We start from the raw sequence: 15966 nt of genomic DNA, 5'->3' as shown, positions 1-15966 counted from the left end.
GTAGCATTACTCATCAAAACGCAAATCATGAAAATCGTCGTAATCGGAGGCTCCGGCCTCATAGGAACCAAAGTAGTTAACTTCCTGCGCCAGGCAGGTCACCAGGTGATAGCAGCCTCGCCTGCCACCGGTATCAACACCATCACCGGGGAAGGGCTGGCAGAGGCGATGCAGGGAACTGATGTGGTGATTGACCTGGCCAACTCTCCTTCCTTTGAAGATAATGCCGTGATGGAATTTTTCCAGACGGCCGGCCGCAACCTGCTCGCTGCGGAAACCAATGCAGGCGTAAAGCATCATGTTGCCTTGTCTATCGTCGGTACTGACCTCATGCAAAACATCGGGTATATGCGCGCCAAACTGGCGCAGGAGGAGCTGATCAAGCAATCCGGCATTCCTTATACCATCGTGCGCAGTACCCAGTTCCTGGACTTCCTGGGCGGCATTGCCAACCAGGCTACGGAGGGCAATGAAGTACACCTCTCGGATGTGCTTGTTCAACCAATTGCATCAGACGATGTGGCCAAATATGTAGCCACGTTTGCAACCGGCACACCGGTAAACGGATACGTTGAAATTGCAGGTCCGGAACGGTTTAAGATGTATGAAATTGTGGCCCGGTATCTGCAAAAGGCTAATGACCCGCGCACGGTAATACCTAACGGTAAACCCATGTATTTCGGGGGCGAAGTATCCCATGAAGCCCTTGTTCCTGCCGGCAAAGCAGCACTGGGCGCTGTCAATTTTGACAAATGGTGGGCCTTGCAGCCACAGCCTGCGAAGGCATAACCGCCAGGATGGCTACCTGTTGATAAAACGAAGATGACGGGTGTCAGCCTGTAGAGGCAGCTGTAACGGGAGTGTACTTTCCACCTGTTCGTACACAAGGATATCCCCACGCCGGCGTACTGTATCCGTACGGAAATCCGGTCAGTTACACTACAGGTCAACAGGAAGCCATCCCACACGCATTCCATTTTCATCGATTCCCATGTTGTTTTCTCTATCCGCCGCTCCCTCGCGGGAGCGGCCGGGGAATCGGTTTCCAGGAAACATTTTTCACCGTTTAAATCGTCCATCATGCATTTACCATTTTTTCCCCTTCATCATGACAGGGAGCAACAGCAAGGCGATCCTGAAATCCAGGTGATCCATGAAGTGCCGGATCAGAATGAAAGCGAAGGCGCGGAGTTTATGAATGATGACCTCCGCATGGTAGAACAGCCTTTTACCGGCGAAGTAATGCCTACGCATGAAGAATAAATTGACAGGTACGGGGAGGCATGAGCCGCCTGCATTCAGCCACCAATCATTCTTCGGTATATGAAAGAATTTAATTCACTGGCAGCGGCCTTACAGGCGCTGTACGACAAAGGTTACTGCACGGACTTCACCACAGAGGCCATCTCCCTTTATTGTGGCGAGTTCGACATCCGCCTTGATCCGGATGATTTTCATGTCGACGAATACTATGAGCTGTCAGCTGCTGCAGGCAGCGATGCCGGGAAAATCGTTTACGCCATTACCGCCGTAACCGGCATAAAAGGTACGCTGGTACATGGCGCAAAAACTTATACGGCTACTATCAACGCGCGGATGGCCCGGAAACTGCGGCTCGACGAGTAAGGTTGTCATTCGCTCATCTAAAACCTGATATTATGAGAATTGTAGTAATAGGCGGCACCGGCCTTATTGGGGCGCGACTCGTAGACAGGCTGAAGCAGGAAGGCCACGTTGTTTTTCCTGCCACCCGCCGTACCGGCGTGGATACGATAACGGGCCAGGGCTTGCCCGCCGCGCTGAAAAATACAGAGGTAGTGATAGATGTTTCCAATACGCCTGCATTTACAGGCCCCGCCAGTGGTCATTTTTTCCCTGAGTCTACCACTCATCTGCTCACCGCGGAGAAATATGCGAACGTGCGCCATCATATAGCCTTGTCCGTTGTAGGCGCCGAACGCATGCCGGACAGCGATTACATGCGCTCCAAACTTACGCAGGAAACGCTCATAGAAGCCTCCGGCGTGCCATATACGATCCTGCGTTCCACGCAGTTTTTCGAACTGGCTGCCCGCATTGCCAATGCGGGTACTATCAACGAACAGGTGCATATTTCCCAAACGCCGATACAGCCTATTGCAGCGGATGAAGTGGTAGGCGCGCTGGCGGCCCTTGCCGTGCGGCCGCCGCAGAATGCGACGATTGAAATTGCAGGCCCCGAAAGCATGCCCATGTATGAACTCATCCGTTATTACCTGAACGAAACGGAAGACTCCCGGCAACTGGTGGAAGATGACCATGCGCTTTACTTCGGCGCGCAGTTACACCCCGATACGCTGTTGCCCGGCAACGATGCCATTCTCGGAAAAATCAGGTTTGAGGATTGGTACCGCCGCCGTGCGAGCGGACAAGCTGTTGTGGAGTAAGGCAACAGGTTTGAACTGCACAGGAGCGCCTGTAAGTGGCGCTCCTGTTTTATACTGTCCTGCTGCGGTAATACTGCATCAGGGTTTGGGATTCCGTAAATCCGGGTCCAGCACTGCCGTACGGTCCTTTGTCTGATTCCTTTTGAATACATAAGGAGCCAACGCGCCGATGAAGCCGCCTGCGCCATAGTTTTCCACCGTTGCGCATACATAGAGGAGCGAGATGGAATTGAAGTTGTGATTATTCACGCCCGTGGGAGCGTTACCAAAAACGTTTTCGCTATGGGCGCTGAGAAAATCGGGGATGTAAATAAAACACAGGATGGTGGTGAATATAACAGAAAATAAAATGCCGGTGAAGACTGCCAGGTGCGATGCCATGATCATCATCCAGGTACTCTTGTAATCCGGCCTCCGCTTACACAGCTTCCATGCATAGGCCATGATGACGAACATAAAAAAAATCGACCCGGAAAACACAAACCAGGTTTTTTCATAGTCAGCCTGGTAGAGGTATATCCACACGGGGATAATGAATACAATGGCGGAAAACAGACCATAGATCAGGTATTCCCGTATATGCGTTCTATTGTACAGACTGTTTTTCATGATGATACTTTCCTTAACCTGCAACAATTAAAATGCCTGCTTCAAATGCCGCATTATCAGCCGGATAAAAACAATGGATGGGTAAAGGATTCCTTTAATTGATGAATGTAAGAGAACAGAGCGGCATTTGTCAGCCTGCTAAATAACAAAGCCCTGGCCACTTTCGCGCCAGGGCTTTCGTTGTATATAAATCAGTTATTGCTTTTCTCTGATCAGCTTCAGTACGTATTCCATCTGCGTATCCTTACCCTGCATGTAATCGTCGTATTTTGGCCATACCTCATAGTCCGGCATGGTGCCACGGCCTTCCGGCTGGTTGGGTTTCAAAGGCGCATCCTGGGTCACTGCTACGATCGAAAACTGCGTTTTAATTTTTGAATGAGGCAGCTGGTACACCAGCGGGGAATGCCCGTTGTGATAGTAGTAACCTCCCACAGTTTCCACCCCTACGATAGTCACGTTCCTGGCATATGCCCGCACCAGGGAAGCCAGGTGGGAAGCGGCAGACGCGGTATTTTCATCGATCAGGAGGTACAGGCGCCCCTTGTATGCCGGCTTCTTCGGATGGTAAACCGGGTTCAGCGCCGGGTTTTGCAGGCTCTTCCCGTCTTTATACGGCAGGAAATATTCTTTCAGGAATTTATAACCTTCCTTTATCTCGTCCGCAGTGTATTTATGGCTGGTGCTCACTCCCCAGAAGTATTCCTCGTAGGGAATTTTATCGCGGTCGAATGAAATATAGGCGGATGCATTTTCTTTGAAGTCGTGGTCCGTCAGGTACATCATCGGTTGTTCAAAGGTAGGATCGCTACCGCCCGGGTTACTCCTGATATCGATGATCAGGTTCGGAACTGCTTGCTTGTCCAGCAGCTGGAAGACGCTGTCCACCCACTTTACATATCCCGGGAACAGCGGATCATCCGGCCCATAGGCCATGCTGAATATCCGGAAGTTGAGCAGCGCCGTTTTATCATCCATCATACGGAAGCTGTATTTGGGCTGCACGTTATAGTCGATGATACTGTCGAGCCTGGCGCTGAAGCGGCCTGCCAGGTTTTGCTTCCGTTTTTCCAACGTAACCGCCGGCAGTGTGGCCGATTTTACTTCCCTGGAATAAGGCGGCGTGAACGTCAGCGTGAATTGATCGTGCAGGCCGTATTCCAGCAGGTAACGCACGCCATAGGCGCGACTCACGCTGCCGGACAACTTCTGCGTTATCGTATAGCCGTCGCCGGTAAGGTACTTATAAAAGGACCGCATCAGCGTAGTATCCGGCACCCCGTTGATACTCAGCACCCGGGAGCCTGCCGGAATTTCGGGAAGCTGCTGGTTAAAGATGATCTTTCCTTCGAGGTATTTCAGGTCGTAAGGAAAAAACGCCTGCTGGCGATTCAGGAAGCTATTCAGCTCCGTGCCTACTTCCGTGTGGTTATGGCAGCTACCTTCAAAATCGGTCAATTCCAGGATGATTTTGAAGAACCCCGTAACGGGCATGGGCTTCTTTACAGCGCCATTGGCCCATTTATAAATGCTGTCTATCTGCTTTTTGGAATGGTAGCGGTACAGCCCAGAATTGGCTTTTTCCCGGATTCCCCTGAAAATTTTGAGGTCCTCCTGCATTTCGCTGGGCTGCAGCATCCTGTTGTAGATTTTGAAACTATCGGTTGCCGGCGTAGGTTGGGTTTGGGCTAAGGCCGTAACTGCCGGCAGTTGTGCAGCGAGCAGTACAGACAAAAAAAGTTTTCTCATAAATCTTAGCTGCGTTTAGCAGATTGGTTGAATGTTATACCGCAAGCTACAAAACAAACCGCAGGAGGACAAAAATGGTTTCTTCAGTATATCGTGATGCGCTTTGCCGGGGTAATGGCGCATATTTCCCCGCTGCTGTTTTGCAGGGTAAGGGTAGCCTTCACTGTATAGGACCCTGGCTGTGCGTAGGTATGCGTGCCCGTGAGTACGGCCAGGCTTTCGGCCTTGCCGTCGCCATAGTCAAAAGTAACGGAGGTAATGGCGACATCACCGGTGTAACGGATGGTGTAATCCACTTTGCGGGCATTTGCCGGGTCGGTGGCGTATTCGAGCTTTATGGCATCGGATGCAGCGGCGCAGTCAAGGGCTGACCTGTCGGTTTTTCCGCAGCCGGAAACGAGCAGGACGAAGAGGGGGCATAACAGTAACTGTTTCATGACGGGGTGGTTTGAGGTTGAAAATTTGGATTGGGGGTAACATCATAACAAAGGGAAGGCATCGGATGTTCATAAAGCGGAATGGAGGTTGTACCACCGTTGATACAACCTCCTGCCCTCTATATCGTCAACCCGCCATCAATCACAAACTCCGCCCCGGTAATAAACCCGGCAGCGTCATCGCACAAATACGCCACCATCTTAGCCACATCTCCGGCGTTACCGATCTTATGCAGCGGGATAATACTTTCCAGGTATTCATACATCGCATCCACGGCCTGCTGGTCTGCGCCGTTCTTGGTCAGCACTTCTGTGCGGGTCGGGCCCGGGCTCACGATGTTCACCCGTATTTTCCTCGGTGCCAGCTCCGCGGCGGCGGTTTTGGCGATGGAATTCAGGGCTGCCTTGCTGGCCTGGTAAATAGAGCTGGAAGGCTTGTACATGGCCGCAACAATGGACGACAACATCACAACCGACGCGCCATCCGCCAGCAGGGGTATAAACCTGCTCAGGGTGAAGTAAGCGCCCTTGAAGTTGATATTCATCACCTGGTCAAAGTTATGTTCCGTGGCATCTGCTATCAGCATTTGCTCCCCTGTGATGCCGGCATTGACAAAAAGGATGTCCAGCTGCCCGTATTGCGCTTTCACTGCCGCCACCAGCGCGTCCGTATCGGCCAGGCTGGCCTGGTCCGCTACGTACCAGGCGGCGCCTATTTCCGCCGCTGCGCGGGATACGGCTGCTTCCCTCCTGCCGGTGATAATGACTGTTGCCCCTTGTGCCACCAATTCTGCTGCTGCCGCATATCCGATTCCGCTGTTTCCGCCGGTGACGAGCGCCGTTTTTCCTGTTAACTTTTTCATGCTTTTAAATTTTTAGCAAATTTACCGGCAGATTGGTATAACTTTGTAACCAGTATCACAGAGTATATCAGTAAATCAAATGGTATGAAAAGAGATCAGGCAGAAGAGTTGAAGGCCTTGCAGGATACCCTGTATTTCATCGGAGGCAAGTGGCGGGTCCCCATCATTAACTCCCTTTGCAATGGCAACAGGCGTTTCAGGGAAATAGAGCGCAGCATTCCGGGCATCACTACCCGTATGCTTTCCAGGGAATTAAAAGAAATGGAACTGAATAAACTGGTGGTAAGGACAGTGTATGACGACACGCCGGTACTCGTCACCTACGAGCCTACGCCGTATTGCCGCACCTTTGGTAACATTATCCAGGAAATGATCAACTGGGGGCGTTCGCACCGGAAGATGGTGACGAAGAAGTAAAGCATATCCAAACCACGACCCCGGAGGCCAACGTCAGCAGCCCGGCAATATGCACGGCCCAGACCAGCCCCAGCAGGCTGGCCACCACGCCTGCCATCAGCGCCCCGGCCGCATAGCCCATATCCCGCCAGAAGCGGTACACGCCCAGGGAAGAAGCGCGCCAGGAAGGATGCGCCGCATCGCTCACGGCTGCCAGCAGGGCCGGGTACACCATGGCGGTACCCGCGCCCAACAGCACGGAACCAGCCATACCGGAAGCGAATGGCGGGAACCATTCGAACCCGATGACCACATGCCCCAGCACCTGTACGAACATCCCCCAAACAATCAGCGGCTTGCGGCCGCAGCGGTCCGCCAGGGGACCTGTAATGATCTGCCCGGCGCCCCATACAACGGGGTATATGGCTTTAATCCAGCCCACGCCTTCCAGGCCTACGCCCATATGCACAAACAACAAGGGAAACACCCCCCAGGACATTCCATCATTCAGGTTATTGATGAGCCCCGCCTGCGATACGGAAAAGAGGTTGCGGTTTTTCAGGGAAGTTTCTTTGAACACCCACCGGAGGTCCGGCCGATGCGCCTGCCCGCCGGGCATTACTGCCGTAGCGGATTCCAGCCTGGCATAAGCCCGGGTATCCCGTATGACCAAAACGGAGAGTAACAAACCGATCATCGTATAGGCGATACCGATATAGAATGGCTGCGGGCGCAAGCCATATGCAGCGGCAAGATAGCCGGTGAGCAACGCGGTTAATCCCACGGCGCCGTAACCGGCGGCTTCGTTGAGCCCCATGGCCAGCCCGCGCTTTTTAGGGCCTACGAGGTCTATTTTCATGTTCACCGTCATGGACCAGGCCAGCCCCTGGCTGATGCCCAGCAATACGTTGGCGGCGATGATCCACCCCCAGGAAGGGCCCCAGCCCAGCATAAACGGGACGGGCAGGCCAAACAGCCAGCCCAGGATCAGCACCCGCTTACGGGTATATTTATCCGCCAGCACCCCGGAAATAAGATTGGTAAAGGCTTTCACCACGCCAAAGGCGATGATGAAGGAAAACACCAGCATATCAGCCCCTATACGAAAAAGCTCCGTACCCATGAGCGGCACGACTGTTCTTTCCAGCCCCACCATCCCGCCAACCATCATGTTCACCAACACCAGCAGGGTGAATTGTTGCCAGTTTTCCTTTAACCCAAGCTTTATTTCCAAGGCGGTATTATTTAAGTGGCTATGCCCCATTTCCGTCACTGGTCAGCACCTCGCTCATATAATCAAAAAACGGCCGCATGGCTTTAAACGTCTTATTCGCTTCGTCCGGGAACCCGGGCCTCAGCACCTCCTCGTCCGTAAACCGGCGCCGCACAATAAATTGTTTGTGCCGCAGCAGGTCAATGGCAGGGTGATCGTTTGGGTAGCCTTTGGGAGCGGTTTTCAACTGTTCGCCCTGCAGCGTGCCGAACATCGATACGAAGGATTTTGCGGCGAGTATCTTACGCAGCGGCGCGTCATCAAATGCGATTTCATCGCGGATCAGCTTCAGATCCGCCGGCACGGGGCCCCAGAAGCCGCCGCCCAGGAAGGTGTTTCCTTTTTCAATCTGGAAGTAGTAACCACCGCGGCGTTGTTTGGTAGCGCGTTTGAAACTCCCGCTGAAATGCGTTTTGTACGGGGTTTTATCAGTGGAGAAACGGGTATCCCGGTAAATGCGGTATAAGCTCTGCTTACCGGAAGGCGTTTCAATGACGTCATGCTCGTTCATTTTCTGCAACAGCCCTTCCGCAAACGCTTCCACGATGCCCAGCTGCTGCTGGTAAACGCTTTTGTGTTCATTAAACCATTCGCGGTTGTTGTGGATACGTACATTTTCCAGGAAATCAAATACCGAGCGTTCTAATCCGGGTAGTGCCATTTTCGCCATAATGCGTGTATAATTTTGGACAAAGGTAAGCCTAGAGCGCTTCCCAACCTCCGTTTTGCGGATCGTACTTCCGGAACTCGCCGGAATCAGTAAATTCTGAGGCGGTCATACCGGCTTCGAACATACTATCCGGATCCCAACCGGCATTGAAATACAGCCCTCTTTTGGTCAGCAACACCGTGATGTTGTACTTCGGGTGCTGGTACTCCACATCCTCCGGCCGCTCCCGGACTACTGCAAATTTATAGGCGGCCAGCCGGTCGCTTAATTTCCGGAACTGTTCTGCTGTAAAAGGTTCCAGGTTTTCGGGGTTGTCAAAGAAACCCGGATCATTAGCCTGCTGCTGCCTTTCCATCGTTTCCTTTCTGTAAAGATGTACATCGAAACTCATATGACTTTTTATTTGGTGTTGAAGGTAATTCCGCAGGAACAATAATAGGACAAAATTTTATGCCGGCTTGAACTTCTAACAACATTTTTTGAACTTCCACCCTGCTGAAAATCCACTCAATTTGCCTACTTTTAGCCCATGGCCCAGGCTAATCAAACCATACAGGAACTATATCTCCCGCAGGGGCTCGTGACTGACATACCGGGCGGGGTGTTCGCGCTTCCCTACGGTACGGACAAGGTAGCGCAAAAGGCGCGCATCGTGCTGGAATGGCATCTCTTTAACTTCCTGATGGAAGGTGAAAAATCTGTCAGCTATGCCTCCGGCACACAGCGGCTTGGCGCGGAAGGCTTCTTTTTCCTCCCTGCCGGCAACTGCCTGATGAGCGAAAAAACGGCGGACAACGGCCGTTACAGCTGCATGCTGCTCTTTGTGAGCCAGCAATCGCTGCACCGCTTTTTCCAGGACCACCCCTTCGACGACGTGCCCGCGGAAAGTACGGACCCTACCCCGGTGGCCTTCCTGAAAGACGCCTACATCACCAATTTCATCCACAGCCTTCAACTCATGCAGCCGCACTACCACCCTGCTTTATACGAGAATAAACTGCATGAATTACTCCTCTACCTCACCGGCAAAAACAAACAGCTGATCGCTTACTTCAAAGGCTTGTGCAACGAATATGATGAAGAAACGCAGTTGAGGAAAATAGTGAACACCCACCTGGAAAGCGCCATCACGGTAGAAGAGCTGGCCTTCCTTTGCAATATGAGTATCTCCACCTTCAAACGGAAATTTGCCCGTGTATTCGGCGATAGCCCCAAACAGTGGCTGCTGAAAATGCGGATGCAGAAAGCCGCCGCCCTGCTAAAAAACAAAGGGCTGAAAGCCAGCGAAGTGTATTACGACCTAGGCTACGAAAACCTTTCCAGCTTCGTGCAGTCGTTCAAGCAGGTGCACGGCATCACACCCAAACAGTATCAGCTCAGTAACTGACAATGAACGTCCGGCCACAATTTTTGAACTCCCGGCTGAAAGGAATAGCAGTATTGTGCAGCTATTTTTGTGTCAGATAAATCACTCATTTTATGAAGCACTTAATTGCAACCTTATTGCTGGCGGTCATTGCCAGCCTTGGCTCCTATGCGCAGAACTTCACCCTGAAAAGCAATGAACTCGGTGGTCAGTTAACCAACAAACAATATTTCAACGGCTTTGGCTACAGCGGCGAAAACCAGTCGCCCCAACTCTACTGGGAGGACGCTCCTGCCGGCACGCAAAGCTTCGCCGTCACCATGTACGACCTGGACGCGCCCACTGGCAGCGGCTTCTGGCACTGGGTAGTGTTCAATATTCCCGCAAATGTGCATGAATTGAAATCCGGCGCCGGCGATGTGAAGAAGCATTTAATGCCGGCAGGCGCGGTGCAGAGCAGAACTGATTTCGGCGTACCCGGCTATGGCGGCGCCGCTCCTCCGGCAGGCCCCGTGCACCGTTACCTGATCACCGTATATGCGTTGAATAAGCAGCTGGACCTGGATGAGAATGTATCCCCGGCGCTGGTGGGTTTTAACATTCATTTTGCGACCATCGCCCAGGCATCCCTGGTGGTATGCGCGCAACATAAATAGCGTAGCCTTTAAAAAAAGACAGCCACAGGAAGGTCCTGTGGCTGTTTTAATTTTCAGTCGGCTTACAACTGCTTTATTTTAATATTCTTGAACGACACGCCTTTATTCCAGTCCTGCAACGCAATATGGCCGGAGGTAAACTTCCCGAAATCCGCATAATTCTTAAAATGCGTGGCAGCCACGGTATCTTTCCACTGCCTGGACTGCAGGTCCTGCCGGAGCGTTAGCTTCCCATTCAGGTAAAATTCGATTTTGCCATCCACCTGGCGGATGGTGGATTGGTTCCACTCTTCCTGGGGCTTCATGGCAGCGCCACTCTCCGGAGCGAAGAGCGCAAACAGGCCACCGGTGCGCTTCTTAGGATTTTCATTATCAGGGTGGCTCGTTTCCAGCAACTGGTATTCTGGCCCTGTAGCCCATGCTGCCGGCAGATCCGGGCGTTCCGCCACGTTGATGAACACGCCGCTGTTGCCTTGTTTACTGATCTTCCAGTCGAACTGCAGTTCATAATTTTTGAACTCCTTGTCCGTCACGAGGTCGCCCACTTCCTTAGCCGCGCCCTGGGTACATACCAGCGCCCCGTCCTTCACGCTCCATGCGGAAGGCGCCTTGCCCATGTTGTACACATGCCAGCCGTTCATTGTTTTACCATCGAAGAGCAGTTCCCAGCCTTCGCTTTTTTCTTTAGCGGTCAATGTATTATCGCCGGTGGCCTGTTGACCGCAGGACACCGCAAAAACGGCAAGGGCGGCTATCATCATAGCCTTTTGTTTCATTTTCATATGGATGGAATTTTAAAATAGCTTGCTTTACACCAGCTGCACGCCTTTGTTGCGAAACGCGTCCGGGCCCGGAGGGTTAAGCGGATATTCATAAGGGGAAGGGCCGTTCCTTGAAAAACGTATAGCCATTGCTGTAATACCGTCAATGGCTATACGAAATATTTATTTGATGTTTTGTTTGAGATAGTTGAAGCTGGTAGCAATGGAGCCTAACTCATCCGGCTGGTAGTTATTTTCATGCTCTACGAAGAAGTGCTTCAAACCAGCGGTGGATGCGTGGGTGAAGATTTGTTTGTAATCGATGCTGCCCTTGCCTACTTCCGTGTTTTGATCCGGGTGGGCTTTATCCATATCCTTCACATGCCACATCGGGAAACGGCCCGGGTGCGCCGCGAAGATTTTTGCCGGCTGCTGGCCGGAATGCACTGCCCAGTAGATATCCAGTTCAAAGCTCACCAGTTTGGGATCTGTTTCTTTGAGGAGGATGCTGTAACCGGTTACACCGCCGTGTTGTTTGAATTCAAAGTCGTGGTTGTGGTAGGCAAACCGCAGTCCGGCTCCTTTACAGAGTTCCGCTGCCTTATTCAGTTTTTCCGCCACTTTCTTGTAGTCGTCCGCTGACTGGCGCAGGCTTTCATCCAGCCAGGGCACGGTGAAGTAGGTAGCCCCGATGGTTTTCAGCGCTTCGATGTTGGCTTTCAGCTCATCGGTTTTCCCGTCGCGGATGAATGGATCTACGCCTACGTGGCCGCTCGGCGCGGTCAGCTTTACGGATTTCAGCAGCTGGGCCAGTTGTTTGGCAGGCATACCCCAGAAGCCGTGCTTTGGATCATAGCCGTATGTTTCCACTTCTTTGTAACCTATTGCCGCCACTTTGCGGATCACTCCTTCTACATCTTTGGGCAGCAGGTCACGCAGGGTATATAACTGTAAACCTATTGTCTTAACAGATTTTGCGCTGGCAAAAGAAGGCAGCAACAATGCGCCGGCAGAAGCCAGGGCTGCCTGTTTGATAAAATCTCTCCTCGAATTCATAATACTGATATTATTAGCGTGAATAGCGGACAAATTATTCAAACATTTGCAAATTTGCAACCTTTCATAGCAATTGCATTTTGGTGATGCGGCATAACGCTTCGCGCGGCTTGCCGCGAAGGACGGGACGTTGCCGCAGGGCGGCAGTAAATCTTCTCCCTAAAAAAATAAAATTTAATGCCCCATTATTTGCACTGGCTGCATGGGCAGTGGATTATTCCGCTGCCGCCGCACGATCATCATGGCAAATACGACGCCGCAGGCAGCCATGAGCATGCCCACCAGCGATGGATAGTTGTACGTGAGGCCGTATGTGATGGGCAGGCCGCCGAGGAAGGCGCCCAGCGAGTTGCCGATGTTGAAACCGGCCTGCGTGATGGAAGCGCCCAGCATTTGCGCGTCTTTTGCGCATTGCATCATCAGTACCTGGATGGGCGCCGCCAGGGAAATGCTCAGCGCGCCCGCCACAAACGTGAGCAGCAGCGATACGATGCGGAATTGCGAAAAGAGGAAGATGCCGAGTAATGTCGCCGTCATGGCGAAAAGCAGCCATGCGCAAGCTTTCCCGGCTGACATACGGTCCGCCAGCTTACCGCCTGCCCAGTTGCCCACCACCATGCCAAACCCGGCCAGCACCATGATCCAGGGCACGGTGGAAGCGGGAAAGCCGGAGATTTTCGTCATCAGCGGCGCGATGTAACTGATCCAGCAGAACAGTCCGCCCGTGCCGATGGCCGTGATGAGGATCACCAGCCATACGTCCGCGTTTTGAAATATTCTTAGCTGCGACTTCAGGCCTTCGCTGCGTTCAGCGGGGAGGGCCGGCAGCCAGTATTTGATGGATAATATCGTGATGAGGCCTATCAGCGCCACGAGCCCGAAGGTATAGCGCCAGAGGAAGTTGTGCCCGATCCAGGTGCCGATGGGCACCAGCGCCAGGTTGGCGATCGTGAGGCCGGCAAACATGGTGGCCACGGCCTGCGCCTGCTTTCCCGGCTCTGCGAGGCGACTCGCCATGATAGCGCCCACGCCGAAGAAGGCCCCATGCGGCAGGCCCGCGAAGAACCGCGCGATCAGCAGGGTATGCTCATCCGGCGCAAAGGCAGACAGGCCGTTGAATACGGTGAAGATGCCCATCAGCGCCATCAAAATTTTCTTCGGCGGATAGTTGCCGCTGATCATGACCAGCAAAGGCGCGCCAATTACGACGCCCAGCGCATAGGCGGAGATCAGGTGCCCCGCCTGGGGAATGGTGATTTTCAGGTTGCCTGCCACATCCGGCAGTAAGCCCATCATGACAAACTCGGTCATACCGATACCCAGACCGCCCAGCAACAGTGGGAATAACTTTTTATTCATATGCCTAAAAAAAAGATACAGGCCCGTAAAGACCTGTATCATAACCAATGAAATTTATATCTTAATGCAATGTGATCGTTGGAAAGAACATTGGCAAATCCATTTGCCAAACCGACCGCAAAGATATTTATAATTTCCAGGAATTTTTATTCAGCTAAATGATAGCTGCTATCAGCAAAATAATGAGTTATTTACCCACTGCTTTCTGGAAGATTTCAGGGTAGCGCGCGCCCTGGATAGCCACTTTTGCCGCCGCCGCTTCAATGGCTTGTAAGTCGGCCGGAGTCAGCGTTACCTCCACCGCGCCGATGTTTTCCTGCAGGCGGTTGATTTTGGTGGTACCCGGGATAGGCACGATCCACGGGCGTTGGGCGAGCAGCCATGCCAGTGCGATTTGCGCGGGCGTCACCTGTTTATCCGCGGCAATACCCTTGAGCAGGTCCACCAGCGCGAGGTTGGCCTTGCGGTTCTCTTCCTGGTAACGGGGCAGGCGGTTACGGAAATCGTTCGCATCAAATTTCGTATCCTCGCTGATGGCTCCTGTGAGGAAGCCGCGGCCCAGCGGGCTGAATGGGACAAAGCCGATGCCCAGTTCTTCCAGCAGCGGCAGGATTTCCTGCTCCGGCTCCCGCCACCAGAGGGAGTATTCGCTTTGCAAAGCGGCTACCGGCTGGATAGCGTGCGCTTTGCGGATGGATGATGCGCCCGCTTCGGACATGCCCCAGTGGCGCACTTTTCCGGCTTTGATCAGGTCCTGGATGGTACCGGCCACGTCCTCTATTGGCACGGCGGGGTCCACCCGGTGCTGATAGAACAGGTCGATATAATCCGTTTTGAGGCGGCGCAAAGCCGCATCTGCCACGGCAATGATGTTTTCCGGCCGGCTGTCCACGCCCCGGTCAGGTATCCCATCCTTAAACCCGAATTTGGTAGCGATGATCACCTTATCCCGGTAGGGCGCGAGCGCTTCGCCCAGGAGTTCTTCATTTTCGTACGGGCCATAAGCTTCTGCCGTATCAAAGAAGTTGATACCCGCGTCCACAGCGGCATGCAGCAGTTTAATGGATTCACTTTTTTCGGGCGCTGTGCCATATGCGAAACTCAGTCCCATGCAGCCTAATCCGAGCGCGGATACTTCCAGCCCACTGTTTCCTAATTTTCTTGTTTTCATAGACTTGCTTTTTTTTTAAATTTTTTTTAGGTGGGGAGATGTCAGATGCCCGGCATCCCCGGGGCCGGGGTCATTTACTCCTGCAAATGTAGGCGCTGCCGGATCAGGAAATGGTATATGAATTACTGCAAAGGTTACCATTTTTACTGATGGCCGCTGCCCGCTGATATGTATTACTGGTTTCCTTACCAAAATTACCGGTTTGCCGGTATTATGGGTATGAATACAATACATTTGTATAAAATCAGCGCAACATGGAAGCAATCGTTAAGCTGGAAAGTATTGATCAGTACAATAAGCTGCGGGGCGTGGAAACGCTGCATCCGCTGGTATCCGTGGTGGACCTCTCCCATGCGGCGAGCTTGCCCCCGAAGACCTACAACTTCAACCTCTATTGCATTTACCTGAAGGAGTTGAAGTGCGGAGAACTGAAATACGGGCGTAGTCATTACGATTACCAGGAAGGCACGCTGATGTTCATCGCGCCGGGGCAGGTGGTGGGCGTGCAGCCGAAAGGGAATGTGCAGGTCAGGGGCTGGTCGCTCGTCTTCCATCCGGACCTGATTGCCGGCACTTCTCTCGGCAAGAACATACACGACTATACGTTTTTTTCCTATGATGTGAATGAAGCGCTGCATTTGTCGGAAAAAGAACGGCAGATTGTGCTGGATTGCTTTGCAAAAATCCAGTATGAGCTGAGCCATGCGATTGACCATCACAGTAAAAAACTGATCACTGCCAATATTGAATTATTCCTCAACTACTGCCTCCGGTTTTACGACCGGCAGTTCCTGACGAGGGATAACCAGAACAAAGGGACGGTGGAAAAATTCGAGCGGGTGCTGCAGGAATACTTTTTATCGGACAAGCCGCAGCAGCAGGGCCTTCCGACGGTGGGGTACTGCGCGGATGCGTTGCATTTATCCGCTAATTATTTCGGGGATTTGATTAAGAAAGAGACGGGGAAATCGGCGCAGGAATATATTCAGAACAAGGTGATAGAACTGGCGAAGGAGCGGGTGTTTGATATGGAGAAGACGATTAGCCAGGTGGCGTATGAGCTGGGGTTTAAGTATCCGCAGCATTTTACGCGGTTATTTAAGCAGCGGACGGGGATTACACCGAATGAGTACAGGGGGTTGAATTGATGGGATGGGTAGGAGATTGCGTGGAG

The 15966-nt window shown here is 52.5% G+C and carries 19 protein-coding genes; 8 read left to right on the top strand and 11 right to left on the bottom strand.

The window, feature by feature from the left end:
* Positions 1–27: 27 nt before the first annotated feature.
* The 4 genes from BOC67_RS01310 to BOC67_RS01295 all read left to right on the top strand — a co-directional run bounded on the left by BOC67_RS01310 (position 28) and on the right by BOC67_RS01295 (position 2426).
* Positions 28–789 (top strand): SDR family oxidoreductase, encoded by a 762-nt coding sequence (locus BOC67_RS01310; protein ID WP_291906477.1) that lies wholly within the window; start codon positions 28–30, stop codon positions 787–789.
* A gap of 291 nt (positions 790–1080) precedes the next feature.
* Positions 1081–1263 carry a hypothetical protein gene (locus BOC67_RS01305; protein ID WP_291906476.1) on the top strand — a complete coding sequence of 61 codons (183 nt, stop codon included), beginning with the start codon at positions 1081–1083 and terminating at the stop codon, positions 1261–1263.
* 60 nt (positions 1264–1323) lie between these two features.
* A complete protein-coding gene (locus tag BOC67_RS01300; protein ID WP_291906475.1) occupies positions 1324–1626 on the top strand; it encodes a hypothetical protein in 303 nt (100 codons plus the stop codon).
* Positions 1627–1658: 32 nt separating this feature from the next.
* A complete protein-coding gene (locus tag BOC67_RS01295) occupies positions 1659–2426 on the top strand; it encodes an SDR family oxidoreductase (protein WP_291906472.1) in 768 nt (255 codons plus the stop codon).
* A 78-nt stretch (positions 2427–2504) separates the two neighbouring features.
* On the opposite strand, the gene BOC67_RS01290 is transcribed toward BOC67_RS01295, so the two are convergent.
* The 4 genes from BOC67_RS01290 to BOC67_RS01275 form a co-directional block, all read right to left on the bottom strand.
* A complete protein-coding gene (locus BOC67_RS01290) occupies positions 2505–3035 on the bottom strand; it encodes a hypothetical protein (RefSeq protein ID WP_291906471.1) in 531 nt (176 codons plus the stop codon).
* Between the two features lie 195 nt (positions 3036–3230).
* Positions 3231–4784: a S41 family peptidase gene (locus BOC67_RS01285; RefSeq protein ID WP_291906469.1), complete on the bottom strand. Its 1554-nt coding sequence runs from the start codon at positions 4782–4784 to the stop codon at positions 3231–3233.
* 83 nt (positions 4785–4867) lie between these two features.
* Positions 4868–5221 (bottom strand): PKD domain-containing protein, encoded by a 354-nt coding sequence (locus tag BOC67_RS01280; RefSeq protein WP_291906467.1) that lies wholly within the window; start codon positions 5219–5221, stop codon positions 4868–4870.
* Between the two features lie 119 nt (positions 5222–5340).
* On the bottom strand, positions 5341–6084 hold the full coding sequence (locus tag BOC67_RS01275) for an SDR family oxidoreductase (RefSeq protein WP_291906465.1): 744 nt from the start codon (positions 6082–6084) through the stop codon (positions 5341–5343).
* An 84-nt stretch (positions 6085–6168) separates the two neighbouring features.
* On the opposite strand from BOC67_RS01275, the gene BOC67_RS01270 reads away from it, so the two are divergent.
* Positions 6169–6501 (top strand): helix-turn-helix domain-containing protein, encoded by a 333-nt coding sequence (locus BOC67_RS01270; protein ID WP_291906464.1) that lies wholly within the window; start codon positions 6169–6171, stop codon positions 6499–6501.
* On the opposite strand, the gene BOC67_RS01265 is transcribed toward BOC67_RS01270, so the two are convergent.
* The 3 genes from BOC67_RS01265 to BOC67_RS01255 are packed head-to-tail and all read right to left on the bottom strand — an operon-like array spanning position 6458 to position 8814.
* A complete protein-coding gene (locus BOC67_RS01265) occupies positions 6458–7714 on the bottom strand; it encodes an MFS transporter (RefSeq protein ID WP_291906462.1) in 1257 nt (418 codons plus the stop codon). The two genes, BOC67_RS01270 and BOC67_RS01265, sit on opposite strands and share 44 nt — an antisense overlap.
* A gap of 19 nt (positions 7715–7733) precedes the next feature.
* Positions 7734–8423, bottom strand: a complete 690-nt coding sequence (locus tag BOC67_RS01260; RefSeq protein WP_291906460.1) for a DUF2461 domain-containing protein — start codon at positions 8421–8423, stop codon at positions 7734–7736.
* 31 nt (positions 8424–8454) lie between these two features.
* Entirely contained in the window at positions 8455–8814 is a 360-nt protein-coding gene (locus BOC67_RS01255; protein WP_291906458.1) for a hypothetical protein, read from the bottom strand.
* Between the two features lie 138 nt (positions 8815–8952).
* On the opposite strand from BOC67_RS01255, the gene BOC67_RS01250 reads away from it, so the two are divergent.
* Positions 8953–9810, top strand: a complete 858-nt coding sequence (locus BOC67_RS01250; protein ID WP_291906456.1) for an AraC family transcriptional regulator — start codon at positions 8953–8955, stop codon at positions 9808–9810.
* A gap of 92 nt (positions 9811–9902) precedes the next feature.
* Positions 9903–10445 carry a YbhB/YbcL family Raf kinase inhibitor-like protein gene (locus BOC67_RS01245; RefSeq protein WP_291906454.1) on the top strand — a complete coding sequence of 181 codons (543 nt, stop codon included), beginning with the start codon at positions 9903–9905 and terminating at the stop codon, positions 10443–10445.
* Between the two features lie 62 nt (positions 10446–10507).
* On the opposite strand, the gene BOC67_RS01240 is transcribed toward BOC67_RS01245, so the two are convergent.
* From BOC67_RS01240 to BOC67_RS01225, 4 genes are all read right to left on the bottom strand, one after another.
* Positions 10508–11227, bottom strand: coding sequence for a DUF1080 domain-containing protein (locus BOC67_RS01240; protein ID WP_291906452.1), 720 nt, complete (start codon positions 11225–11227; stop codon positions 10508–10510).
* A gap of 162 nt (positions 11228–11389) precedes the next feature.
* The gene (locus BOC67_RS01235) at positions 11390–12262 is read right to left on the bottom strand and encodes a sugar phosphate isomerase/epimerase (RefSeq protein ID WP_291906451.1); all 873 of its coding nucleotides are present in this window, start codon (positions 12260–12262) and stop codon (positions 11390–11392) included.
* Between the two features lie 174 nt (positions 12263–12436).
* Positions 12437–13621 carry an MFS transporter gene (locus BOC67_RS01230; RefSeq protein ID WP_291906448.1) on the bottom strand — a complete coding sequence of 395 codons (1185 nt, stop codon included), beginning with the start codon at positions 13619–13621 and terminating at the stop codon, positions 12437–12439.
* 187 nt (positions 13622–13808) lie between these two features.
* Positions 13809–14792, bottom strand: a complete 984-nt coding sequence (locus BOC67_RS01225; protein WP_291906446.1) for an aldo/keto reductase — start codon at positions 14790–14792, stop codon at positions 13809–13811.
* A gap of 254 nt (positions 14793–15046) precedes the next feature.
* Between BOC67_RS01225 and BOC67_RS01220 the strand changes: the two genes are divergently transcribed.
* A complete protein-coding gene (locus BOC67_RS01220; protein WP_291906443.1) occupies positions 15047–15940 on the top strand; it encodes an AraC family transcriptional regulator in 894 nt (297 codons plus the stop codon).
* Positions 15941–15966: the final 26 nt, after the last annotated feature.

This window comes from Chitinophaga sp. CB10 (assembly GCA_001870995.2).
GTDB lineage: Bacteria > Bacteroidota > Bacteroidia > Chitinophagales > Chitinophagaceae > Chitinophaga.
The sequence above is the reverse complement of the archived record's forward strand: the minus strand, read 5'-3'. Positions and strand labels throughout refer to the sequence as shown.

What these genes read in the sequence shown, in the direction of transcription:
- BOC67_RS01225 (WP_291906446.1), bottom strand. Translation starts at nt 14,792, where the DNA reads ATGAAAACAAGAAAATTAGGAAACAGTGGGCTGGAAGTATCCGCGCTC.
- BOC67_RS01305 (WP_291906476.1), top strand. Translation starts at nt 1,081, where the DNA reads ATGCATTTACCATTTTTTCCCCTTCATCATGACAGGGAGCAACAGCAA.
- BOC67_RS01310 (WP_291906477.1), top strand. Translation starts at nt 28, where the DNA reads ATGAAAATCGTCGTAATCGGAGGCTCCGGCCTCATAGGAACCAAAGTA.
- BOC67_RS01295 (WP_291906472.1), top strand. Translation starts at nt 1,659, where the DNA reads ATGAGAATTGTAGTAATAGGCGGCACCGGCCTTATTGGGGCGCGACTC.
- BOC67_RS01220 (WP_291906443.1), top strand. Translation starts at nt 15,047, where the DNA reads ATGGAAGCAATCGTTAAGCTGGAAAGTATTGATCAGTACAATAAGCTG.
- BOC67_RS01255 (WP_291906458.1), bottom strand. Translation starts at nt 8,814, where the DNA reads ATGAGTTTCGATGTACATCTTTACAGAAAGGAAACGATGGAAAGGCAG.
- BOC67_RS01300 (WP_291906475.1), top strand. Translation starts at nt 1,324, where the DNA reads ATGAAAGAATTTAATTCACTGGCAGCGGCCTTACAGGCGCTGTACGAC.
- BOC67_RS01235 (WP_291906451.1), bottom strand. Translation starts at nt 12,262, where the DNA reads ATGAATTCGAGGAGAGATTTTATCAAACAGGCAGCCCTGGCTTCTGCC.
- BOC67_RS01270 (WP_291906464.1), top strand. Translation starts at nt 6,169, where the DNA reads ATGAAAAGAGATCAGGCAGAAGAGTTGAAGGCCTTGCAGGATACCCTG.
- BOC67_RS01275 (WP_291906465.1), bottom strand. Translation starts at nt 6,084, where the DNA reads ATGAAAAAGTTAACAGGAAAAACGGCGCTCGTCACCGGCGGAAACAGC.
- BOC67_RS01245 (WP_291906454.1), top strand. Translation starts at nt 9,903, where the DNA reads ATGAAGCACTTAATTGCAACCTTATTGCTGGCGGTCATTGCCAGCCTT.
- BOC67_RS01230 (WP_291906448.1), bottom strand. Translation starts at nt 13,621, where the DNA reads ATGAATAAAAAGTTATTCCCACTGTTGCTGGGCGGTCTGGGTATCGGT.
- BOC67_RS01240 (WP_291906452.1), bottom strand. Translation starts at nt 11,227, where the DNA reads ATGAAAATGAAACAAAAGGCTATGATGATAGCCGCCCTTGCCGTTTTT.
- BOC67_RS01280 (WP_291906467.1), bottom strand. Translation starts at nt 5,221, where the DNA reads ATGAAACAGTTACTGTTATGCCCCCTCTTCGTCCTGCTCGTTTCCGGC.
- BOC67_RS01250 (WP_291906456.1), top strand. Translation starts at nt 8,953, where the DNA reads ATGGCCCAGGCTAATCAAACCATACAGGAACTATATCTCCCGCAGGGG.
- BOC67_RS01290 (WP_291906471.1), bottom strand. Translation starts at nt 3,035, where the DNA reads ATGAAAAACAGTCTGTACAATAGAACGCATATACGGGAATACCTGATC.
- BOC67_RS01260 (WP_291906460.1), bottom strand. Translation starts at nt 8,423, where the DNA reads ATGGCGAAAATGGCACTACCCGGATTAGAACGCTCGGTATTTGATTTC.
- BOC67_RS01285 (WP_291906469.1), bottom strand. Translation starts at nt 4,784, where the DNA reads ATGAGAAAACTTTTTTTGTCTGTACTGCTCGCTGCACAACTGCCGGCA.